The sequence below is a fragment of the Faecalibacillus intestinalis genome, assembly GCF_015097455.1.
Lineage (GTDB): Bacteria > Bacillota_I > Bacilli_A > Erysipelotrichales > Coprobacillaceae > Faecalibacillus > Faecalibacillus intestinalis.
The window spans coordinates 1,707,889-1,729,471 of the sequence record NZ_AP024085.1 but is presented as its reverse complement, the minus strand read 5'-3'; the positions used below and the strand labels follow the sequence as shown (position 1 = coordinate 1,729,471).

Here is a 21,583-nt window from a genome sequence, read left to right as displayed (position 1 = left end):
CCTCACTTTGTTTACTATTATATAGAGAAAAGAATAGAGAGTAAATGAATAAATGAAAGAAGTTGGCTATAGTTTTAAACTATTGCGACTTCTTTTCATTAATAAGCGCTTCTGCAATATTGGTAAGCGAATGGCTCAAAGAAGAAAGGCTGGCAACAAGTAAAAAGAAATCTTCTTGATTTTCGATTTGTAAGCTAAAATCTTCAAGAATTTGTTGAATGAGTTTTTGAAGTTGTTGGTTCATTACTTGCTTGATATCTATGAAATGATCATAAAGTAAAGATAAATATGTATCACTTTCATAAATAGGAGTAAGGAGTTCTTTGATTTCTTGAATCGAAAGATTATTTTTTAATTGATAGATGATCAACATTTGAATGATTTGTTCCTTAGTGTATTTTTTCCCTTTTACAGGCGTAATGACTTTGGCTTTGGAATAATTATTGATCATGGTTTTAGTAAGTAATTTATCATCTTCATTTTTTTTATGATTTGCTAGATGGATTTCAAAAAGAGTCATAATTTGATCCATATAGAGATCTAAATCAGGAATATCTTTAGACATAATAGAACTTTTTTGACTTTCTTTTTCAACAAGATTTTCTAGTGTTTCTTTATTCATAATTTCACCTCATATTTATTTTATAGATTATCATATTTTTTTGCAATATAAACTATTTGAAATGGTTTTAAATACTACATATTTAAAAAAGTCATACTAGGATTTTAAAAAGCTTTATTGTATAATGTCCTTGGTGATTAGATGAAAAATATAAGTAAGAAAAATTGGGTTTTATATATTGTTACTTTTTTGGTGATTGTTATTGGAGATCAACTTACAAAAATATTAGTGTCTTCTTCGATGATGCTAGGGCAATCGCAAGCGATTATTGATAATTTCTTTTATTATACATATTCGCATAATCAAGGAGCAGCTTGGGGAATGTTATCAGGACATATTAGTTTGTTTGTAGTTGTTTCGCTTGCTGCAGCAATTTTTATGTTTTATTACTTTAGTAAGACAACCAAAGCTCAAAGATTAACACGTTATGGAATTGTTTTAACTTTTGCAGGTCTTGTTGGAAATCTAACAGATCGTCTTTATTTTGGATATGTGAGAGATTTTATTGATTTTATTATTTTTGGTTATGATTTTCCTATTTTTAATATTGCTGATATGGCAGTAGTAATAGGAGTAGGATTGATTATTTTAGAGATTATATTTGAGGATTATATTAATGGAAAAAAGAAAATTAGAGATTAATGAAGAAAATGTACGTTTAGATAAGTTTATTATGAATTCAATTTCTGATTTATCAAGAACACTTATTCAAGAATATATTAAAGAAGGGCATGTTCTTGTAAATGGAAAAATTGAAAAAGCAAGTTATAAAATTAAAATGAATGATGCTATTGAAATCACGATTCCAGATAATAAGGAGATGGATGTTTTACCAGAAGATATTCCTTTAGATATCGTTTATGAAGATCAAGATGTCATCGTTGTCAATAAACCTTCAGGGATGATCGTTCATCCAAGTGCGGGAATTTATAGTGGTACTTTAGTAAATGCTTTACTTTATCATTGTAAAGATTTATCAGGAATCAATGGTGTGAATCGTCCTGGTATTGTTCATCGTATAGATAAAGAAACAAGTGGTTTATTAATGGTAGCAAAAAACGATAAAGCTCATAAATCATTGAGTGAACAGTTAAAAGAACATAGTGTTACACGTCGTTATGTGGCTTTAGTTCATGGTGTTATTCCACATGTTCATGGTAAAGTCAATGCGCCAATTGGTAGAGATGTCAATGATCGTCAAAAAATGGCTGTCACAAAAAACAACAGTAAAGAAGCAATTACTAATTTTACAGTATTAGAAAGATATGATGATATGTCTTTAATTGAATGTCGACTTGAAACAGGAAGAACGCATCAAATTAGGGTGCATATGTCTTATATTGGTTATCCAGTTTATGGAGATCCTAAGTATGGAAAGAAAAAAGATAATCAGAGTCATGGACAATTCTTACATGCTAAAAAATTAGGATTTATTCATCCTACTACAGGTGAATATTTAGAGTTTGAATGTCCTTTACCTGATTATTTTCAAGCAAAACTTGATGAATTGAAAGGAGAATAAAATGTCTAAAAAGATTATTAGTTGGCAACAATATTTTATGGGAGTTGCTAAGCTTTCAGCTTATCGTTCAAAAGATCCTAATACACAAGTAGGAGCGTGTATTGTTTCTCCAGAAAATAAGATCGTAGGAGTAGGATATAATGGACTTCCATGGGGATGCGAAGATGATCAGTTTCCATGGGCGGCAAGAGAAGGAGATTTGTATGATACAAAATATCCTTACGTTGTTCATGCGGAATTGAATGCCATCTTAAATAGTATTTCTCATTTACAAGGATGTACGATCTATGTTTCTTTATTTCCATGTCATGAATGTGTGAAAGCCATTATTCAAAGTGGTATTAAAGAAATTATTTATGAAGATGATAAATATAATGGAACAGACAGTGATCGCGCTGCAAAACGTATGTTAGATGCCGCAGGTGTCAAATACACAAAAATTCCAGCATTTGAATTAAATAGTTTATAAAATAAAAAGGTCTTCTTTGGAAGACCTTAAATTACATCTTTAATACGCTTATAATTAGTCATATTAGTTTTTGTTACTTTAAGTAACATTTTTTTACCATACTTTTTAGCAATACTTACAGCAACATGATCGACAACTGAGCTTGTATTACCACGAGGCAATTTTACTTTCAAGCTTCTAGACATGTTATTAAAATATTGGTAAAAGGCATATTTTGAAAGAATAGACGAACACATAATTGCAAAGTATTGTTCTTCTCCTTTTTGTTCAAAAGATAAATCCTTAACAACGATTACTTCACTCTTTAAATAATTATAATACGTTTTAGGTGAAACAAATTGATTTACGACTTTTTTATCAACTTTCATTGCAACTTTTTGCATTACATTTGTAACGGCCTGATTATAAAGTTTTGCTTTAATGTTTGCTAGATTATTACCAGCAACTGCCATTTGATTGTAGTGAGAATTATCAAGAATCAACAAACTATAAACAAGTCGATCTTTGATCTCTCTAGCAATTTCAATAACTTCTTGAGGTGTCATGAGTTTAGGATCACGAACATTTAAGCTCGCTAACCAATCATAATCGCGTTCATCGATATAGCATGCAACAACACATAATGGTCCAAAAAAATCACCCGATCCTGTTTCATCACAACCAATGTGAGAATAAGGATAATATTGTTTTTCTTGGTTTGATGGACCACCATCACTTAAAGGGGCGTAGTTTTCAACATGCATATCTATAATATTCATTGGTTTGTTATTATTTGCTACATTCATGTCATTTCTTTCCTCCTACCATATATACTAATTATAGCATATTTTTCAAATTTTGACACTATATTTTTGTTTTGATACAATAATTGCAAGGAGGTGTTTATGGCTTTATTAAATAATCCCTACATAATCGATATAATTATAGGTCTATTCCTTATTATATATACATTTATTGGTTATCTAAAAGGATTCATTATTCGACTTTATGACTTTTTTAGTCTTTTTATAGCTTATTTTCTAACAATTAATTTTTCTTTTCCTTTATCTAAATTGATTATACTTTATCAATTAGAAGGTTTATTAGAACCAATTGGTATAAAGGTAAATCAATTGTTAGTTGCTGTTATTTTATTTATTGTTATCTATTTCCTTTTAAAAGGAATTGGTGTTTTATTAAAACCGTTTTTAAAGAAAATTGTTTCTTTCTTAAAAATGACAAAATTATTAGATCGTTTATTAGGTTTGATTTTATCAATTATTGAAGGAATCATTATTGTATATTTTGTTATTTCAATGATTTTTATTCCTTTTATCAATCAAGGAAAAGAAACAATTGAACAAACGTATATAGGCTCTTTTATAATTGATACCATGCCTCATTATTTTTCATCTATTGCTGATTTTAAAGATTTAAATCAATTAACACATCTAGATGTTTCTTTATCTGATGAAAAACAAGTATCTATGGTGACAAATTTTATAGAAGAAGCAAGTCAAAATAAATGGTTAGATGATGAAACAATAAAAGATTTTATTTATAACTATTATAGTGAAATAGATTTACAAACAGTAGATCAAGAAGATTATCAAAGAATATCTTCTTTATGTCAAAATTATGATATTGATATCAATCTTTTAACGAAAGGACATTAGAAATGAAAAAGAGTTATCGAACATTGGAGTTTTCATTTATTCAAGATTATATTAAAAACTATTGTTTTAGTGAAATGGCTAAAAAGCGAATTGATCAAATACAGCCTTTTCAAGATATAGATGATTTAAAACTCTATCAAGATGATATATCAAGTGCTATGAAAATCATCTATGCTTATGGACGTATTCCTTTAGCCCCTTATGAAGATATTAAAGAAATACTTCAAAAAGCACAAAAAGGTGGTGTTTGTTATCCTCAAGATTTATTAAAAATCGTACAAATATTAAAAAATGTACAAGAGGTACAAGCTTATTTGGATCAAGAAATTGAACAAAGTCATTTACTTGAAATACTTTCATTACTTTATTTACCTAAAGATTTATATAATGAAATTTTAAAATGCGTCGATCCAAGTGGAAATATTTATGATCATGCAAGTCATGAGCTTTATCGTTTAAGAAGACAAATTTCAGCGATTGAAGCCAATATGAGAAAGAAAATTGAAGCATTAAGAGCACAAAATAAAGATTATTTATCTCATGATGTCATTTCAACAAGAAATGATCATTTTGTTTTACCCGTCAATGTTTCTTATAAAAATCAAATCAAGGGAATTCATCATGGACATTCTTCTTCAGGAAGAACAACATATGTAGAACCAGAAGAAATTGTTTCTTACAACAATCAACTTTCACAAATTAAACAAGATGAACAACTAGAAATTCATCGTATTTTATTAGAACTAACAAAAAAGGTAAGAAGTTATGATCGTGTTTTAAATGAAGATTTAGAAATCATGATAGAAATGGATGCTGTTTTTGCTATTAGTGAATATGGCAAAAAGTTAGATATGGTGATGCCAGTTATTGATGAAAATTGTCAGGAAATTGAGTTACTTAAAGCAAGACATCCTTTGATTGATCAAAAAGAAGTTGTTGCTAATGATATTGTATTAAAGAAACCACAAGATATTTTACTCATTAGTGGAAGTAACACAGGAGGTAAGACAGTTGCTTTAAAAACAGCGGGATTACTTTCTTTAATGGCTATTTGTGGACTTCCAATTCCAGTCACTCAAGCAAAACTTCCATTATTTGATGATGTTTTTGTAGATGTGGGGGATGAACAATCTATTGAACAATCGCTTTCTACTTTTTCATCGCATATGAAAAGATTGGTTTTTATTACGCAACATGCGACAAAAAATAGTTTAGTTATAATTGATGAAATTTGTTCAGGAACTGATCCTAAAGAAGGTGAAAGTTTAGCAGAAGCTATTTTAACTTATTTACATAAAAAAGGTGCTTATATTTTAGCTTCTACTCACTACAGTGCATTAAAAGAATTTGCGAAAGAATCAGATTATATTAAGATTGCTTCGGTTGAATTTGATCAAGAAAAAATGCAACCTACTTATCGTTTATTAGATGGTAGCGTAGGAAATTCTTATGCTATTGAAATTTCAAAACATTTAGGTTTAAATCAAGACATTATTCAACATGCTTTCATCATCAAAGATGAAAGTATGACAACATCACAAAAGTTATTAGAAAAATTACAATCAGAATTATCAGCTGTTTTACAAGAAAAAGAAGCTCTTGAAAAATTACAAAAAGAAACAGCAGATAAAGAAAAGCATTATCAACAATTGATTGATAATTATCAATCTAAAAAAGAAAAAATGATTGAAGAGGCTCAAAGTGATGCGAATGAGATTCTTGAAGAAGCACAAAATAAAGCAGATGCAATTTTAAAAGAATTACAAGGACAAATTAAGCCGCATCAAGTTATTCAAGCTAAAAAACAATTAGGTGATTTAAAACATCAAAAGAAACAAGTAGAAAATCATGAAAATCATGATTATAAAATAGGAGATATTGTTAAAGTATTATCTGTCAATCGACAAGGAGAAGTTGTTGACATCAATAAAAAAGGAATGTTGACGATCTCAATGGGTGGTTTAAAATTGAATGCTAAAAAAACAGAAGTTCAATTCATGCATGAAAAAGTACCAGAAAAGAAAGAAACATCTAATATCCGTTCATTACGAAGAGCTAATAAACAAAGTTATGAACTTAATATTATTGGTATGCGTTATGAAGAAGCAATGAATGCAGTAGATAAATTTATTGATGGAGCACTTGTATCAAATTATTCAACAGTACGAATTATCCATGGAATGGGAACAGGTGTTTTAAGAAAAGGTGTTCGAAAGTTATTGGATAAAAATAAATATGTAAAATCTTATCAAGATGGTGGACCAAATGAAGGTGGATTAGGTGCAACAGTGGTATATTTTGAATAATGGATCTTCAATATATTAAAGATAAGTTATCACTTTTACCAATGCAACCAGGCTGTTATTTAATGAAAGATAAAGATGGTACGGTGATTTATGTTGGGAAAGCAAAAAAATTAAAAAATAGGGTTTCTTCTTATTTTGCAGGAAGTCATAATTATAAAACAACAAAGCTTGTTCAAGAAATTGTTGATTTTGAATATATTGTAACAGATAGTGAAAAGGAAGCCCTTTTATTAGAAATCAATCTAATTAAAGATTATGCACCTAAATACAATATTAGTTTTATGGATAATAAATATTATCCATATATCCAATTAACAAAAGAAAGACACCCACGTTTAAAAATCGTTCGAAACGCTAAAGATAAAAAACATAAACACTTTGGTCCTTTTCCAGATGGTACAGCAGCTAGAGAAACATTTAAATTATTAAATCGTCTGTATCCTCTAAGAAAATGTAATCACATTCCTAAAAAAACATGCCTTTACTATCAATTGAATCAATGTTTAGGGCCATGTGTCAATGAAGTAGATGAAGAAGAATATAAAAAAATAACCAAACAAATTACACAGTTTATTCAAGGAGATACCAAAGAAATCATCGATGATTTACAAAATAAAATGATGCAAGCTTCAGAAAGTTTAAATTTTGAACTTGCGAAAGAATACCGTGATTTGATCCAGCATATCAATCATGTTACAAGTAAACAACATGTTCAATTTGCAGATCAAATTGATCGAGATATTTTTGGCTATTATCAAGATAAAGGGTATCTTTCTTTACAACTTTTCTTTATGAGAAATGGAAAATTACTCGCAAGAGATTTAAATCTAGTACCTTTACAAGATGTCCATGAACAAATTACACAATTTATTGTTGGGTTTTATCAAGAAAATACATATCCTAAAGAGATTCTATTACCAGAGGATATTGATACAACTTTGTTAGAAGAAATAGTTGAATGCAAGATCATTAAACCTCAAAAAGGTCAAAAAGCAAAACTTGTAGAAATGGCAACAAATAATGCAAAAGAAGCTTTAGAAAAGAAATTTTTATTGATTGAAAAGAATCAAAAGGCAACGGTAGGTGCTATTAAACAATTGGGAGAAAAATTAAATATGATTACTCCTAGAAGAATTGAATTGTTTGATAACTCTAATATCCAAGGAGCTTATGCGGTTGCAGGAATGGTTTGCTTTGTTGATGGGGTACCTTCTAAAAAAGATTATCGGAAATTTAAAATCAAAACAGTTGAAGGACCGGATGATTACGGTAGTATGAAAGAAGTTATTTATCGTCGATATTATCGAGTACTTGTAGAAGGATTAAAAAAACCAGACTTGATTATTGTTGATGGTGGTAAAGGACAGATTAAAGTTGCAAAAGAAGTCATTGATAGCTTAAATATTGGTATTAAAGTATGTGGGCTAGCCAAAGATGATCATCATTCAACTGCTGTTTTAATTGATAGTGACTTTAATGAAATTAGTATTGATAAAAAAAGTGAACTCTTCTTTTTACTAACACGTATGCAAGATGAAGTCCATCGTTATGCGATTTCATTTCATAAAAATGTTCGTTCTAAATCTTTATTTCAGTCTATTTTAGATGATGTTGAAGGTATTGGACCAAAACGTAAAAAAGAATTATTAAAACATTTTGGTTCTGTTAAAAAATTAAAAGAAGCGACGCTTGAACAATTAGAAGAAGTCTTACCTAAAGAAGTGGCAAAAAATTTATTTACTGTTTTACAAAACACCAAATAATATAATTTTCATATACTACTATTAAGGAAGTGGACTATGAATATTATATTAACCCCAAGAGAAAAAGAAATATTTCATTTATTAGTCAAGAATTATTCTACAAAAGATATTGCTAGAAAGTTAAATATTAGTGAAAAAACGGTGAGAAATCATATATCAAATGTAATTCAAAAATTAGGTGTAAAATCGCGTATACAAGCAGTATTTGAATTGATTAGGTTAAAGGAATTACAGCTTTAGCTAATTCCTTTATTTTTTTTCTATAATTCTATATAATAGGGATGGTGATGAAGATGAAATTAAAAAGCTGGCATCTTTATGTTCTAGCAACCTTATGTTTTCTATTTGCTTTTACATCATTAAATATGAAATATGATCGTTTTTATCGAGTAAATGGTATAGATAATGATAATCGATCTTTAATAGAAAAGTATTTAGATAAAGAAGAACAGGATTATTTAATTGATCATGGAATATCAGTAGATGAGTTTATTGATTATATTACATATGATCAATTTCATTTACAATATTATCAATATTATAATGAGTTAAAAGAAGCTAAAAAATATGATTCATTAGAAAATTTAATTAATGATGTCAATAGTGTTGTTGATCGTCTTACAGTAGAATTTGGAACGCAAACAGATACATATTTTAAAACACTAATTAAAAATGATTTATTTTATGCTTATCAAAAAAGTACGTATTTTGATTTTGATAATGTGCATTATTATCAATTGTTAAGGACACTTTATAGTGATGATGATTATAGTTATATTATACTTACAAATAATTATGTAAATACTTTGGAAAATGAAAAAGATGATACATATAAGCTCTTTAAAGAAATGGTAAGTACGTATGATGCACAAGGTCTTTATATTTTGATGAATACAGAATTAAAAGCGAATGCTTCTCGACTATATAAAATAGATACAATGTCTCAAGTAATTGATGATACAACTTTTATTGGTGGTTATGAATCTAAACATATGACAATGATTGAAAATATTTCAAGATTATCTTATTCCATGTATTTAAATGAAGAAGCTTATAATGCTTTAAAACAAATGTATGATGATTTATATAAAAATACTAAAAAAAGATTTTTAGTGACAAGTGCTTATAAAAGCTATGATGTTTTAAATTTAGAAGAAAATACATCACAAGCTGGATATAGTGAATTTCAATTAGGAACATCTGTTTCTTTAAAAGTAAATGGCATAAAAGATGTTGAATTTGTTTCAACAGATGTTTATCAATGGCTTTTAGAACATAGTTATGAATATGGATATGTTTTAAGGTATCCAAGTGATAAAGTAACAATTACACAAAAAGAAAGTTGTAATATTTTTAGATATGTTGGCAAAGAAAATGCACAAAAGATGCATAATCAAAATTTATGCTTAGAAGAATTAAATAATCAATAATTATTAGATCGTTATTCTAATTAAGGTGATACTTGTGAATAAAAAGGGTTGGTATTTGGTACTAATATTAGGTTTTTTATTAGTAACAATATGGCTAGGTAAATGGATAGGTTTACAAAGGCAAATGGATTTTATTGTTCTAGCATTAGGACTTATTGTTGCTGCAAGTATTAAAATCAAAAGAGAAAGATAAATTTTTATTGACAAGTGTATTTTAATAAATATAATAAACATGAATTGAATAAACAACGGTAGGTGAGGTTACCGCAGGGATTTGGATATCCTAAGATTACTGCCGCAAAATTGTGGAGACACAATGCGCTGGTTAGCAGATGAAGTCGCAAAGGCTTTGTTTAATGTAATTGATATGCCCTGTGATACTAAAGCTTGAACGGATGAAATGAAGAATAGAACATCGCTCAAGCAGCGATGTTTTTTTGTGAGGAGGTGAGTTATATGGACGAGGGTTGTCAAAGGCAAATTCAAAGAAGGAGGAAATATAAAAATGAAAAAAGAATTAATGCTAGAATTATTAAATACAAAACAATACAAACAATTACATACTTTATTAATGGAAAACAATGCTGTCGATATAGCTTATCTTTTACAACAAATAGAAATTGATGATTGTGCTATTGCTTTTCGTTTACTTTCTAAAAAGAAAGCAGCACAAGTATTTTCAAATATGGATATTAAAACGCAAAGTCAACTTGTAGAATTGTTTAGTGAAAAAGAGTTAGAATCATTGATTGAAAATCAATATATGGATGATCTTGTAGATTTAATCGAAGAATTACCTGCAAATTTAGTAACAAGACTTTTAAAACATGTTGATGAAAATCAAAGACAAGTCATCAATCAACTTTTGAGTTATCCTAAAGATAGTGCTGGAACAATTATGACTACTGAATTTCTTTCTTTAAAGAAAGAAACTCAACTTGAAGATGCTTTAAATTATATTAAACAAAATGGAAATCATTGTAAAATCATTTATACAAGTTATGTTTGTCAAGATAAAAAATTAATAGGAATTGTTTCGACGAAAGATATTTTATTAAATGATGAAAATAAAAGTATTGAGGAAATTATGAAAGAAGATTTTCAATATGTTTATACTCATACAGATCAAGAAGAAGTTGTTAATATTTTTAGAAAATATGATTTAGTTGTTTTACCTGTTTTAGATGATGAAAAAATGCTTGTAGGAATTGTGACAGTTGATGATGTCATGGATGTTATGGTCGATGAAACAAGTGAAGATATTTCTAAAATGGCTGCTGTAGAACCACATGATAAAAGTTATTTTGAAACATCTGTTTTTGAACATGCTAAACATCGTATTATTTGGTTACTTGTATTGATGTTTTCTGCAACGCTTACAGGAAGTATTATTACAAGATATGAAAATGCTTTTCAAGCAGTACCTTTATTAGTCTCATTTATTCCTATGTTAATGGATACGGGAGGAAATTGTGGCTCTCAAAGTTCTACTTTAATTATTAGAGGGATTGCTTTAAATGAAATTCGTTTTAAAGAAATATTTAAAGTGATGTTTAAAGAATTTAGAATTGCATTAGTAGTAGGAGTGATTTTAGCAATTGCGAATGGACTTAGAATTTATGTGATGTATCAAGACATTAATATTGCTTTTGTGATTGCTTTATCTTTAATTGTAACAGTTATTTTATCTAAATTAATTGGTTGTATTCTTCCTTTAGTTGCCAATCAAATTGGTTTAGATCCAGCAATTATGGCTTCACCACTTATTACAACAATTGTAGATACATGTTCTATTCTTGTTTATTTCAACATTGCAGTACACATTTTTAACTTATAAATTTTGTGCTACAATATAGAAAAATAAATGGGGGATGAAAAAATGGAAATAAAAACAGTTGCTGTTTTAGGTGCTGGAGCAGTAGGTTCATATATTATTTGGGGACTAGATAAAAAAGTAAAATTAGGTGTTATTGGCGAAGGGGAACGTGCTAAACGTTTACAAAAGGGATGTTTGATCAATGATCAAATGTATTATCCTGAAGTATGGTCACCGACAGAAGCACATGGAGTGGATTTACTGATTGTTTCTTTAAAATATTGTGCTTTAAAAGATGTCTTAAAATCTATTCAAACGATCGTTGATGATCATACAATTGTCATGTCTTTAATGAATGGCGTAGATAGTGAAGAAATCATTGGAGAAGCCATTGGAAAAGAACATCTTATGCCATCTTTAATTAAGATTGCTTCACGTAAAGAAAATGGTTATCGTTTTGATCCTGAAACAACTATTGGAATTGTTTTTGGAGAACTCCAAGCACCTTATCAAAGCAAACGTGTACAAGCAATAGAATCATTATTTGAAAATACAGGAATCCACTTTCGTGCAAGTGAATATATTCAAGAAGAAATTTGGAGTAAATTTCGTTTAAATGTTTGTAATAATTTACCTCAAGCTATTTTAGGTGCAGGAGTAGGTTGTTATCGAGATAGTGAACATATGAAATTTATTCAAGATGGTTTGCGTCATGAACTTGAAACTATTGCACACGCTAAAGGAATTGATTTAAGTAAAGCTGATTCTTCTTCATCGCGAGGAAGTGCTGTACCAGCAAGTGCTCGTTATTCAACATTGCAAGATTTAGATGCTAAACGTCATAGTGAAATTGATATGTTTTCTGGAGCGTTGGTTAAAATGGGGAAGGAGCTTCATATTCCTACACCTTATAATGAATATACTTATCATATGATTAAAGCACTTGAAGAAAAGAATGATGGTTTGTTTGATTATGATCAAGAAAATCAAAGAAATATGTGTTCTAAATAAGAAGATACCAAATGTTATCTTCTTTTTTTATAAAATCAATCTTTTTATTATGTAAAAAATGATTTTTTTCTTTAAAAGTTTGAACATTATGATAAAATGAACAAGGTGGAGGTGGTAATAATGATAGTAGACCCGTTATCCGGTGGACATAATGGTAATAGTGAGGATCATTTACCACCGTCGGTAAAGTTCCTCTTTAAATAAGAGGGGGAAAATAAATGATAAAACAAATGACTTCTGAAGAATTAAAAAATTTAATTCTTCATGGGAATAAAGAAATAATTAAAGAAGTTTTAGAAAATATTCACCCGGCAGATATCCTTGATATTTTGCATGAAGATGAAGATTCATCAAAAGAAATCTTAGAACATTTACCAAATGAAGTTATTGGTGATATTTTAGATGAAGAAGATGATGAAGAACTTATCTTAGAATGGTTGAATTTATTTTCAAAATACAAACAAAAACAAATCTTAGATGAAGTAAGTCATGACGTTATTACGGATGTTATCGGATCAATCGAAGATGAAGATGAAAAAAATGCTTTTTTAGAGTTATTGGAAGATGACGATAAAGAAGATGTCAAACAGTTATTACAATATAACCCAGAAACTGCTGGGGGAATTATGACAACTGAATATTTAGATATTCATGTAAATAATACAGTCAAAGAAACATTGTTATTTTTGCAAACAACGGAAGAAGAACCTAGACATTATCTTTATGTTGTAGATAAAGAAAATGTATTAAAAGGGGTTGTTTCTTTAGGGGATATCGTTACAAGTACCTTTGATACACCAATGCTTGAGATTACAAATCAAAATGTTAAAGCTGTTTATTATTATGAAGACCAAGAAGAAGTTGCGAAGACTTTTAGTAAATATGGATATATTTTGATGCCTGTTATAGATGAACAGCATCATTTATTAGGTGTTATTGATATCGATGATGTTATGGATGTCATCGAAGAAGAAACAACAGAAGACATGAACTTATTAGGAGGGGTTGGTTCTGAAGAACGTTTAGATTCAACACTTGTAGAATCTTTTAAAAACCGTATTCCTTGGTTGATTGTCAATCTTTTTACAGCAATTATGGCTTCAAGTGTTGTTAGTGTTTTTGAAGGAACAATTGCGAAAGTTGTTGCTCTTGCAACGATTAGCCCGATTATTACAGGAATGGGTGGTAATGCCGGAACACAAACTTTAACTATTGTTGTTCGTGGTTTATCACTAGGAGAATTAGATAAAGAAAATGCTCGCAAAGTTTTATTAAAAGAAATTGGACTTGGTATTTTAAATGGTGTTGTCATTGGGGCATTAGTTTCAGTAGGGGCTTGGTTCTTTGCTGGTAATCCATGGTTTGGTGTTGTAGCTGGACTCGCCATGATTTGTAACATGATCGTTGCCACACTTGCAGGTTATTTTGTACCAGTTATTTTAGATAGATTTCATGTTGATCCAGCCCTTGCTAGTGGGGTTTTTGTAACAACATGTACAGATATGTTTGGCTTCTTTGCGTTTTTAGGACTTGCGACCATTTTAATGACACATTTACTCTAATAAAAAAACATTGGAAAAAAAGCCAATGTTTTTTTATATAAGTTGATATTTTTTCATGGTTTTATAAATACCATCTTCAGCAATATCATCACATACTTCATCAGCAATTGCTTTTAAACCTTCTTTAGCGTTACCAACAGCGATACCGATATGGCAATACTCTAACATATCCGCGTCATTCATGCCATCGCCAAAGGCAAAAGTATTTTCTTGAGGAATGTTTAAATGATTGATAAGTGCTTCAATGGCGCTTGCCTTGTTAACACCAACAACGGATAATTCCCCTGAGTCATCTCCAAAAGAAGGAACGGTACAATGAATAACATTGAATGCATCAGAAAAGTTATCTATAATTGTTTGAAAAGGAATATCTTTATTTTCTAAAAAACAAATTTTATTGACATCACTACGATACATACTTTCTCCCTCTATTAAAGATGTAATAAAGTGACTTGGTTGTTCAGCTTTTTTCTTTCTAGCCTTTTCGTCATTTTCTAAATCGCCATAAGTAATCATTTCTAAGCGAGATACTAAATTTTCACTAGCAAATAATCCACCATTACTTTCAAGATAGTAGTCATAATCATTTTCTTCAAAGAAATCAACGACACGATTTACATCTTTGTCAGATACTTTTTTATGATAAAGCATTTCATCACCAATGGTTACAAAGCCACCACCAGCACCAATGATGCCATCAAAACCGACATCTAAAATATGTGGGTAGATTTCAGCAAGTGATCTTCCTGTACATAAAAAACATAAATTCCCTTTTTTTCTTGTTTCTCTTACTGCTTTGATTGTTGATTCTGGTACATATTCTCTTGCAGGTCTAACATCAACGAGAGTACCATCAACATCAAAAAAGATAATTTTTTTATTCATAACTAACCTCCAACTTAATTTTATTATAGCGAAAAGAATGTATTGAAATTATTTTTTTTCATTTCGTGCAAATATTTTTGTTTTCAATAAAATAAGAGTAAAATTATAAATGGAAGGTGAATGTATGAAAAGAAATACACAGGATTTAACAAAAGGAAGTATTGTCAAAGCAATTATTTTGTTTTCAATTCCTTTATTAATAGGTAACTTATTTCAACAACTTTATAATGCAGTCGATTCTTATGTTGTAGGAAATTATGTTGGAAAAGTTGCTTTAGCGGCAGTTGGTGCAAGTACACCAATCATTAATATGTTGATTGGTTTTTTTATGGGAATTTCAACAGGGGCAGGAGTTGTTATTGCTCAATTCTTTGGAGCTGGTAATACTTGTAAAATGAAAAGAGCAATTCATAATAGTATCGCTTTAACTCTTGTTATGGGAGTTGTTTTAACGATTGTTGGTTTATTATTTAATGATCCAATTTTAAAAGCAATTGGTGTTCCTAGTGAAGTGTTTTCTGAAGCTTCAACGTATTTATCTATTTATTTTTGGAGTCTTATTTTTGTAATGGTCTATAATATGGGATCAGGTATCTTACGTTCGGTGGGAGATTCTAAAAGACCGCTTTATTTTTTGATTTTTTCAAGTGTTGTTAATATTATCCTAGACTTTTTATTTGTTAAATATTTTCATTTTGGTGTAGCTGGTGCAGGATATGCGACTTTAATTGCTCAAGCTATTTCAGCAATTATGGTCATGTATGTTTTAATGAAAACAGAGGATGATTATAAAGTTGTTTTAAAGGAAATTGGTTTTGACAAAGAAATTTTATTAAAAATTATAAAAATTGGTTTACCTACAGGTTTTCAACAAAGTATTGTTTCTTTATCAAATGTCATTGTTCAATCTTATATTAATGTTTATGGAGCCTCTGTTATAGCAGGTTATTCTGTAACGATTAAAATAGATGGTTTTGTTAACTTACCTTTACAAGCTTTTAATATGGCTATTACAACTTTTGTTGGTCAAAACATAGGAGCTAAACAGTATGACCGTGTAAAAAAAGGAGCTTATATTACAACAGCATTAGCAACACTTACCATTGCTTGTTTTGTAGTAATTATGTATTTCTTTGGTCGTGATTTTATTGCTTTATTTAATCAAGAAAAAGATGTGATTGATGCTGGAAGATTGATGCAGTTAACATTCTTACCATTCTATATTGTTTTACCAATTAATCAAGTTATCAATGGAGTTTTACGTGGAGCTGGACGTTCAGCTGTTCCAATGTATGTGATGATATTCTCTTTTGTTTTCTTAAGACAAATTTATCTTTTCTTAATTACAAAAGTAACAAGTGATATTGTTTATGTCTTTTTAGGATGGCCTACAACATGGGTCGTATGTAGTTTGATTTTTATTATTTATTTTTTCAAAGTACAATGGTTACCACAAGAAAAAGATGCCTAGGCATCTTTTTGGTTTAATATTTTATTTTTATCAATGATAGGTTTTTGATATGTTTTAGAATCATTGATATCAAATTGTTTTAAATAATCAATTACTTGATTTGTAAGATATGTTGGTGTAGAAGCTCCTGAGCTTACAGCAGCATATCTTTTATTTTTTAACCATTCAATTTCTAAATCTTCAATACTTTCAATCATATAAACATCACATGTATGATAATCATGAGCAATACTTGCAAGTTTTCTTGTGTTGTTTGAATGAGGATCACCAACAATAAAGATAATATCAACATCATCTTCAATGTTTTTAATAGCTTCTTGACGTATTTTAGTAGCTGTGCATGTTTCTTTTTCAATTTCTACAAAAGGTAAAATTTCTTTTGCTTTTTCGCATAAATCATAAACATCATAAAGAGACATTGTTGTTTGATTAGTCATAACATATTTTTTAGTAGGATCTATTGTTTTTAAATCGTCTATATTTGTTATTAAATGAATTCTTTTTTCATCAATTGAAATTGCACCTTCTGCTTCAGGATGTCCCTTTTTACCAATATACAAAATTTCATAACCTTCATTTAATTTATCTTGAATAAGATCATGAGTTTTAATTACATCTAAACAAGAGGCATCAATTACTTCTAAACCTTTTTCTTTCGCTTTATCAAATACTTTTTGACTTGCTCCATGAGCAGTAATAATGACTTTTCCTTCATTGATTTCATCTAATAGTTCTAATCGTGTTTTTCCTTTGAAATCAATTGTTTGAATTCCTAAATCTTCTAAAGCATTTACAATATATTGATTATGTACAATCATTCCTAGAATATAAACAGGTGCTGTTTGGTGTGCTTGTTTTTTCGCTATTTCAATTGCACGAACAACGCCTTTACAATAACCTCTAGGAACAATACCTTTTACTAACATCTTTTATCACCTCAAAGATGATTATAACATATTTTCAAATATTTCATTGTTTTCTTTAGAAATTGGTTTTAATTCCTTTTCTATTTCATCAAAATCTATGTCATTTAAATGATTCATTGCTTTTAATAAAGTCAAACCTTGTTTGGTATTATCAATTAATGGTTTTACTTGATGGATAATAGGAATAACTTGATTTGCGATTTGAATACCTCGTATCGTTGTATGAAGAGTATGTTGTAAATTAAATTTTTTAGGTATTCTTTGAAAATAAGGATACATCTGAGGTTGATAGTAATAATAATTGGGGTTTTGATAAGGATACATAAAATCACCTACTATAAAATATGATGAAAAGGTAAAAAAGTGAAACTTAAAAAGATAAGATAAAAATTACAAAGAAAAATAAAAGCCCTTACATTGAAATGGAGGGTATGTTATACTAACAAATAGTGAGGTGTTAAAATGATTAGAATATTATTATGTTGTGGTGGGGGCTTTTCTTCAAGTGCTATTGCAACAAGGATGGAAAAAGAAATTAAAGAAAAAAATTTAGAAGATAAATACAGTATTGAATTTTTACCATTTGGTTTAGGATTAAAAGAATTAGACCGTTTTGATGTTGTTATTTTATGTCCACATTTGAAGGTAGAATTAGATAGAGCTTTAAAAAATCAAACAATTGATAAACCACTTTATTTACTTCCACCTAAAATGTATGGACTCATGAAATTTGATGAAATCATTGTCGATATTGAAGATGTAATGAAAATGTATCAAGAAAATCCAGTTGTACCTGTGAAATTTCCTGGAGAAGATAATTTATTACGTATTACTAGAGGTGTTGCTTATCGCCACGCACATCCCTTAAAATAGGGAAAGTTGTCGATCAATATAAGGAACCTGTTTTGCTTCTTTAATAATATCGTCTTTTTGAAAGTCTCCAATTAAAAAAGGGGACTTTTTATTATGCATTTTAACATTTTTTAAAACAGTTACACGATCGTAATTGGCATAACAATAAAGGCAACCATGTAAACACGTATTATAAACGCCAATATCATTATTTAATAAACAACGGCATCCTTGTCTAGCTTCATTTATTTTAGGTAGTTTTAATGAATGACCTAGAGCTCTTTCAATAATTTGTTGATTCATACATCCACTTGTATGAACACCTGTTGTTTTTAAAAATTCATTTTCGTGACATGTATAGATTTCAATGTTATATTTTTTTCCAATTTCTACAAATTTTTGACAAAGATAGATTTGATCTTTTTGATTTACTTCTTGAACTTCTTTAAAATTCTTTTTTGTTTTTTGATATAAATCGATAAAACTAATGACACATTGATGAGTATATCCAGTTAGTTTTTGACACATTTTTTCAAAGATTCGAAGATGATATTCAATGGTATAATAATCATTTAAAAAGATAGGGTCATAACGCCAACCAATACAACGACTTCCTATTTTTTTAGATAGTTCAATGAAGCTACGAATAATTTCATTTTTATTGGGAACATAGGGTTCAATCGTTTGATTGTAAGGGGTGATTGTTACAAACCAGAATTGTTTATAGTCTTTGATTAAATCTAGACGTGAAAGCATTGGTTTAGGATTTTTAGTACAAAAACAAATAATATCAATGATTTGAGGATTTAAAATATATTTTGTGACTTGATGAGGGAAATAGGGATTACGAACACAGACAAAACCTTCTTGAATACGATTAAAAAACCAGTCACTAAAAAAGGCAGGAATATCTGTACGATTACCAGTATTTAAGATCATCTAATCACCTCCAACAAGAATATTATAGAATAATTATAAAAATCCATCCATAATATTTGTTGAAATGTATCAAAAATATGGTATAATAACGTGACTAAAAAAGAAAAAAGGAGGATTTTATGGCAACTTTTCAAGATTTTAAATTACAAGAATATTGTAATCAAGTAATTAAAGAGTTAGGTTTTAAAAAGCCAACCCCAATACAAGAAAAAGTCATTCCCCTTGTATTAAAAAATAGAGATATTATCGGGATTTCACAAACAGGGACAGGTAAATCACATGCATTTTTATTACCAATCATGTCTCGTATTGATGTCAATAAAGATTGTGTGCAAGCTGTTATTACAGCACCAACAAGAGAACTTGCTTCTCAATTGTTTAATAACGCTAAAACATTTACAAAATATTTACCAGAATTACGTGTTTCATTAATTGTTGGAGGAAGTGACCGTCAAAGAGCTGTTAATAAACTTTCAATACAACCACACGTGGTTATTGGAACACCAGGACGTATCAAAGATTTATCTTTAGATGCGCAAGCTTTACAAATTACAACAGCAAAAACTTTTGTAGTCGATGAAGCAGATATGACATTAGAATTTGGTTATTTAGAAGATATTGATGCTGTGGCAGGAAAAATGGCTGATGATCTACAAATGATGGTTTTCTCAGCAACGATTCCACAAAATCTAAGACCATTTTTAAAGAAATATATGCAAAGTCCAATTACTATTGAAATCGATAGTAAACTTGCTACAACAGCCAATGTTGAACATATTTTACTCGCAACAAAGCATCAAGATCGTTATGATGTTTTAAAGAAGATCATGGCAACAATTGATCCTTATATTTGTATTATTTTCGCGAATAAAAGAACAGAAGTATCAAAGATTACGCGACAATTAAGAGAAGATGGTTATAAAGTTGGAGAAATCCACGGAGATTTAGAACCTCGTGAAAGAAAGAAAATGATGCGACAAATCAATAACAATGAATATCAATACATTGTTGCGACAGATATTGCTGCACGTGGAATTGATATTGATGGTGTTTCTCATGTCATTAATATGCAATTTCCAACAGAACCTGATTTTTATATTCATCGAAGTGGACGTTCAGGGCGTGGAAACTATACAGGTATTTGTTATAGTATGTATGATACAACAGATGAAAAAAATATTGCAATTCTTGAAAGAAAAGGAATTGAATTTAAGAATATGCAACTTAAAAACGGACAATTTGTGGATTTAGGACAAAGAGAAAAACGTAAAAAACGTATTCGTCAACAAACTGAACTTGAAAAACAAGTTCAAATGATTATCCGTAAACCTAAAAAAGTAAAACCAGGATATAAAAAGAAACGTAAATATCAAGTTGAACAAGTTGTACGTAAACAAAAACGTGCGATGATTCGTGATGATATCCGTCGTCAAAAGAAAGAACGTGCCCGTCAAGCACAAATCGCTAAACGTATGGAGGAAGGCAATGATAATTGGTAGTCATGTCTCAATGTCTGGAAAAGACATGCTTTTAGGTTCAGTAAAAGAAGCTTTATCTTATGGTGCTAATACGTTTATGTTTTATACAGGCGCACCACAAAATACGAGAAGAAAAGCCATTAGTGAATTAAAGGTGGAAGAGGCAAAAGCTTTAATGAAGGAAAATAACATTGATTTAAAAAATGTTGTTGTTCATGCACCTTATATCATTAATCTTGCTAATACGGTTAAAGAAGAAACTTTTGAATTAGCTGTTAACTTCTTAAAACAAGAACTCCAAAGATGTCAAGATATTGGGACATCGATTCTTGTTTTACATCCTGGAAGTCATGTAAAAGCTGGAGAAGAAGTAGGTCTTCAACAAATCATTAAAGGTTTAAATGAAGTATTAAAAGATACACCTTATCAAGGAAAGATTGCTTTAGAAACAATGGCAGGAAAAGGCAGTGAGTTAGGAAAGACATTTGAAGAAATCAATTATTTGATTTCTCATTGTGATTATCCTGAAAAATTAGGTGTTTGTTTAGATACGTGTCATATTCATGACGCAGGATACGATTTATCAAATTTTGATGCAATTTTAGATGAATTTGATCGTATTATTGATTTAGATCGTTTACTTGTTGTTCATTTGAATGATTCTAAAAATGTTCAAGGAGCTCATAAAGATCGTCATGCAAATCTTGGCTTAGGTGAGATTGGTTTTGATATTTTAAATGGGATTGCTCATAATGAAAGAATAAAAGATGTTCCTAAGATTTTAGAAACACCTTATATTGATGGTAAAGCTCCTTATAAAGAAGAAATAGATATGTTGAAAAATCAAGAATTTAGAAATATTGAAGTATGATTTTG

General features: G+C 29.3%; 22 protein-coding genes and 1 riboswitch. Of the genes, 16 read left to right on the top strand and 6 right to left on the bottom strand.

Features of this window, described 5'->3' with window-relative positions:
- Window positions 1-79: 79 nt before the first annotated feature.
- Window positions 80-622 carry a DUF1836 domain-containing protein gene (locus Fi14EGH31_RS09385; RefSeq protein ID WP_117346744.1) on the bottom strand — a complete coding sequence of 181 codons (543 nt, stop codon included), beginning with the start codon at window positions 620-622 and terminating at the stop codon, window positions 80-82.
- Window positions 623-763: 141 nt separating this feature from the next.
- Here Fi14EGH31_RS09385 and lspA point away from each other — a divergent pair, with 141 nt between their 5' ends.
- Genes lspA through Fi14EGH31_RS09370 form a run of 3 tightly spaced genes read left to right on the top strand, consistent with a single transcriptional unit; the run spans window position 764 to window position 2,613 of the window.
- Window positions 764-1,264: a signal peptidase II gene (gene lspA, locus Fi14EGH31_RS09380; protein ID WP_107029019.1), complete on the top strand. Its 501-nt coding sequence runs from the start codon at window positions 764-766 to the stop codon at window positions 1,262-1,264.
- The gene (locus Fi14EGH31_RS09375) at window positions 1,239-2,144 is read left to right on the top strand and encodes an RluA family pseudouridine synthase (protein ID WP_117346745.1); all 906 of its coding nucleotides are present in this window, start codon (window positions 1,239-1,241) and stop codon (window positions 2,142-2,144) included. The genes lspA and Fi14EGH31_RS09375 overlap by 26 nt, the downstream gene beginning before the upstream one ends.
- Window position 2,145: 1 nt before the next feature.
- Entirely contained in the window at window positions 2,146-2,613 is a 468-nt protein-coding gene (locus tag Fi14EGH31_RS09370) for a deoxycytidylate deaminase (protein ID WP_022002752.1), read from the top strand.
- Between the two features lie 26 nt (window positions 2,614-2,639).
- Here the strand turns inward: Fi14EGH31_RS09370 and rnhC are convergent, their stop codons facing one another.
- Window positions 2,640-3,398, bottom strand: a complete 759-nt coding sequence (gene rnhC, locus Fi14EGH31_RS09365) for a ribonuclease HIII (protein ID WP_022002751.1) — start codon at window positions 3,396-3,398, stop codon at window positions 2,640-2,642.
- Between the two features lie 99 nt (window positions 3,399-3,497).
- On the opposite strand from rnhC, the gene Fi14EGH31_RS09360 reads away from it, so the two are divergent.
- The 9 genes from Fi14EGH31_RS09360 to mgtE (Fi14EGH31_RS09320) all read left to right on the top strand — a co-directional run bounded on the left by Fi14EGH31_RS09360 (window position 3,498) and on the right by mgtE (Fi14EGH31_RS09320) (window position 14,156).
- Window positions 3,498-4,268 carry a CvpA family protein gene (locus tag Fi14EGH31_RS09360; protein ID WP_022002750.1) on the top strand — a complete coding sequence of 257 codons (771 nt, stop codon included), beginning with the start codon at window positions 3,498-3,500 and terminating at the stop codon, window positions 4,266-4,268.
- Window positions 4,269-4,270: 2 nt separating this feature from the next.
- Window positions 4,271-6,574, top strand: a complete 2,304-nt coding sequence (locus tag Fi14EGH31_RS09355; RefSeq protein WP_118346631.1) for an endonuclease MutS2 — start codon at window positions 4,271-4,273, stop codon at window positions 6,572-6,574.
- Complete coding sequence (gene uvrC, locus Fi14EGH31_RS09350) at window positions 6,574-8,337, top strand: excinuclease ABC subunit UvrC (protein WP_032090380.1); 1,764 nt, start codon at window positions 6,574-6,576, stop codon at window positions 8,335-8,337. Before Fi14EGH31_RS09355 ends, uvrC begins: the two co-directional genes overlap by 1 nt.
- Before the next feature lie 36 nt (window positions 8,338-8,373).
- The gene (locus Fi14EGH31_RS09345) at window positions 8,374-8,577 is read left to right on the top strand and encodes a helix-turn-helix domain-containing protein (protein ID WP_022002747.1); all 204 of its coding nucleotides are present in this window, start codon (window positions 8,374-8,376) and stop codon (window positions 8,575-8,577) included.
- A 53-nt stretch (window positions 8,578-8,630) separates the two neighbouring features.
- Window positions 8,631-9,767, top strand: a complete 1,137-nt coding sequence (locus Fi14EGH31_RS09340) for a D-alanyl-D-alanine carboxypeptidase family protein (protein WP_158569574.1) — start codon at window positions 8,631-8,633, stop codon at window positions 9,765-9,767.
- Window positions 9,768-9,801: 34 nt separating this feature from the next.
- Window positions 9,802-9,960, top strand: coding sequence for a hypothetical protein (locus Fi14EGH31_RS09335; RefSeq protein WP_200764729.1), 159 nt, complete (start codon window positions 9,802-9,804; stop codon window positions 9,958-9,960).
- Between the two features lie 47 nt (window positions 9,961-10,007).
- Window positions 10,008-10,171: riboswitch (M-box (ykoK) riboswitch) on the top strand.
- Window positions 10,172-10,272: 101 nt separating this feature from the next.
- Complete coding sequence (mgtE, locus tag Fi14EGH31_RS09330; protein WP_118346635.1) at window positions 10,273-11,604, top strand: magnesium transporter; 1,332 nt, start codon at window positions 10,273-10,275, stop codon at window positions 11,602-11,604.
- Between the two features lie 42 nt (window positions 11,605-11,646).
- Window positions 11,647-12,594, top strand: coding sequence for a ketopantoate reductase family protein (locus Fi14EGH31_RS09325; protein WP_117480332.1), 948 nt, complete (start codon window positions 11,647-11,649; stop codon window positions 12,592-12,594).
- A gap of 218 nt (window positions 12,595-12,812) precedes the next feature.
- Complete coding sequence (mgtE, locus tag Fi14EGH31_RS09320; protein ID WP_117480333.1) at window positions 12,813-14,156, top strand: magnesium transporter; 1,344 nt, start codon at window positions 12,813-12,815, stop codon at window positions 14,154-14,156.
- 33 nt (window positions 14,157-14,189) lie between these two features.
- Here the strand turns inward: mgtE (Fi14EGH31_RS09320) and Fi14EGH31_RS09315 are convergent, their stop codons facing one another.
- Window positions 14,190-15,041 carry a Cof-type HAD-IIB family hydrolase gene (locus Fi14EGH31_RS09315; RefSeq protein ID WP_022002741.1) on the bottom strand — a complete coding sequence of 284 codons (852 nt, stop codon included), beginning with the start codon at window positions 15,039-15,041 and terminating at the stop codon, window positions 14,190-14,192.
- 124 nt (window positions 15,042-15,165) lie between these two features.
- Here Fi14EGH31_RS09315 and Fi14EGH31_RS09310 point away from each other — a divergent pair, with 124 nt between their 5' ends.
- Window positions 15,166-16,512: an MATE family efflux transporter gene (locus Fi14EGH31_RS09310; RefSeq protein ID WP_117480335.1), complete on the top strand. Its 1,347-nt coding sequence runs from the start codon at window positions 15,166-15,168 to the stop codon at window positions 16,510-16,512.
- Here Fi14EGH31_RS09310 and Fi14EGH31_RS09305 read toward each other — a convergent pair.
- Entirely contained in the window at window positions 16,509-17,438 is a 930-nt protein-coding gene (locus tag Fi14EGH31_RS09305; protein ID WP_022002739.1) for a 4-hydroxy-3-methylbut-2-enyl diphosphate reductase, read from the bottom strand. The two genes, Fi14EGH31_RS09310 and Fi14EGH31_RS09305, sit on opposite strands and share 4 nt — an antisense overlap.
- Before the next feature lie 21 nt (window positions 17,439-17,459).
- Window positions 17,460-17,762, bottom strand: a complete 303-nt coding sequence (locus tag Fi14EGH31_RS09300) for a hypothetical protein (protein ID WP_118346639.1) — start codon at window positions 17,760-17,762, stop codon at window positions 17,460-17,462.
- A 138-nt stretch (window positions 17,763-17,900) separates the two neighbouring features.
- On the opposite strand from Fi14EGH31_RS09300, the gene Fi14EGH31_RS09295 reads away from it, so the two are divergent.
- Window positions 17,901-18,311 carry a PTS sugar transporter subunit IIB gene (locus tag Fi14EGH31_RS09295; RefSeq protein WP_107029032.1) on the top strand — a complete coding sequence of 137 codons (411 nt, stop codon included), beginning with the start codon at window positions 17,901-17,903 and terminating at the stop codon, window positions 18,309-18,311.
- On the opposite strand, the gene Fi14EGH31_RS09290 is transcribed toward Fi14EGH31_RS09295, so the two are convergent.
- A complete protein-coding gene (locus Fi14EGH31_RS09290) occupies window positions 18,303-19,229 on the bottom strand; it encodes a DUF1848 domain-containing protein (protein WP_200764728.1) in 927 nt (308 codons plus the stop codon). The two genes, Fi14EGH31_RS09295 and Fi14EGH31_RS09290, sit on opposite strands and share 9 nt — an antisense overlap.
- Window positions 19,230-19,348: 119 nt before the next feature.
- Here Fi14EGH31_RS09290 and Fi14EGH31_RS09285 point away from each other — a divergent pair, with 119 nt between their 5' ends.
- Complete coding sequence (locus tag Fi14EGH31_RS09285; RefSeq protein WP_117574840.1) at window positions 19,349-20,728, top strand: DEAD/DEAH box helicase; 1,380 nt, start codon at window positions 19,349-19,351, stop codon at window positions 20,726-20,728.
- Window positions 20,715-21,578 carry a deoxyribonuclease IV gene (locus Fi14EGH31_RS09280; RefSeq protein ID WP_107029034.1) on the top strand — a complete coding sequence of 288 codons (864 nt, stop codon included), beginning with the start codon at window positions 20,715-20,717 and terminating at the stop codon, window positions 21,576-21,578. The genes Fi14EGH31_RS09285 and Fi14EGH31_RS09280 overlap by 14 nt, the downstream gene beginning before the upstream one ends.
- Window positions 21,579-21,583: the final 5 nt, after the last annotated feature.

Bases quoted from the DNA above. Each gene is read 5' to 3' on its own strand.
- Fi14EGH31_RS09385 (WP_117346744.1), bottom strand. From the start codon at position 622: ATGAATAAAGAAACACTAGAAAATCTTGTTGAAAAAGAAAGTCAAAAA.
- lspA (WP_107029019.1), top strand. From the start codon at position 764: ATGAAAAATATAAGTAAGAAAAATTGGGTTTTATATATTGTTACTTTT.
- Fi14EGH31_RS09375 (WP_117346745.1), top strand. From the start codon at position 1,239: ATGGAAAAAAGAAAATTAGAGATTAATGAAGAAAATGTACGTTTAGAT.
- Fi14EGH31_RS09370 (WP_022002752.1), top strand. From the start codon at position 2,146: ATGTCTAAAAAGATTATTAGTTGGCAACAATATTTTATGGGAGTTGCT.
- rnhC (WP_022002751.1), bottom strand. From the start codon at position 3,398: ATGAATGTAGCAAATAATAACAAACCAATGAATATTATAGATATGCAT.
- Fi14EGH31_RS09360 (WP_022002750.1), top strand. From the start codon at position 3,498: ATGGCTTTATTAAATAATCCCTACATAATCGATATAATTATAGGTCTA.
- Fi14EGH31_RS09355 (WP_118346631.1), top strand. From the start codon at position 4,271: ATGAAAAAGAGTTATCGAACATTGGAGTTTTCATTTATTCAAGATTAT.
- uvrC (WP_032090380.1), top strand. From the start codon at position 6,574: ATGGATCTTCAATATATTAAAGATAAGTTATCACTTTTACCAATGCAA.
- Fi14EGH31_RS09345 (WP_022002747.1), top strand. From the start codon at position 8,374: ATGAATATTATATTAACCCCAAGAGAAAAAGAAATATTTCATTTATTA.
- Fi14EGH31_RS09340 (WP_158569574.1), top strand. From the start codon at position 8,631: ATGAAATTAAAAAGCTGGCATCTTTATGTTCTAGCAACCTTATGTTTT.
- mgtE (WP_118346635.1), top strand. From the start codon at position 10,273: ATGAAAAAAGAATTAATGCTAGAATTATTAAATACAAAACAATACAAA.
- Fi14EGH31_RS09325 (WP_117480332.1), top strand. From the start codon at position 11,647: ATGGAAATAAAAACAGTTGCTGTTTTAGGTGCTGGAGCAGTAGGTTCA.
- mgtE (WP_117480333.1), top strand. From the start codon at position 12,813: ATGATAAAACAAATGACTTCTGAAGAATTAAAAAATTTAATTCTTCAT.
- Fi14EGH31_RS09315 (WP_022002741.1), bottom strand. From the start codon at position 15,041: ATGAATAAAAAAATTATCTTTTTTGATGTTGATGGTACTCTCGTTGAT.
- Fi14EGH31_RS09310 (WP_117480335.1), top strand. From the start codon at position 15,166: ATGAAAAGAAATACACAGGATTTAACAAAAGGAAGTATTGTCAAAGCA.
- Fi14EGH31_RS09305 (WP_022002739.1), bottom strand. From the start codon at position 17,438: ATGTTAGTAAAAGGTATTGTTCCTAGAGGTTATTGTAAAGGCGTTGTT.
- Fi14EGH31_RS09300 (WP_118346639.1), bottom strand. From the start codon at position 17,762: ATGTATCCTTATCAAAACCCCAATTATTATTACTATCAACCTCAGATG.
- Fi14EGH31_RS09295 (WP_107029032.1), top strand. From the start codon at position 17,901: ATGATTAGAATATTATTATGTTGTGGTGGGGGCTTTTCTTCAAGTGCT.
- Fi14EGH31_RS09290 (WP_200764728.1), bottom strand. From the start codon at position 19,229: ATGATCTTAAATACTGGTAATCGTACAGATATTCCTGCCTTTTTTAGT.
- Fi14EGH31_RS09285 (WP_117574840.1), top strand. From the start codon at position 19,349: ATGGCAACTTTTCAAGATTTTAAATTACAAGAATATTGTAATCAAGTA.
- Fi14EGH31_RS09280 (WP_107029034.1), top strand. From the start codon at position 20,715: ATGATAATTGGTAGTCATGTCTCAATGTCTGGAAAAGACATGCTTTTA.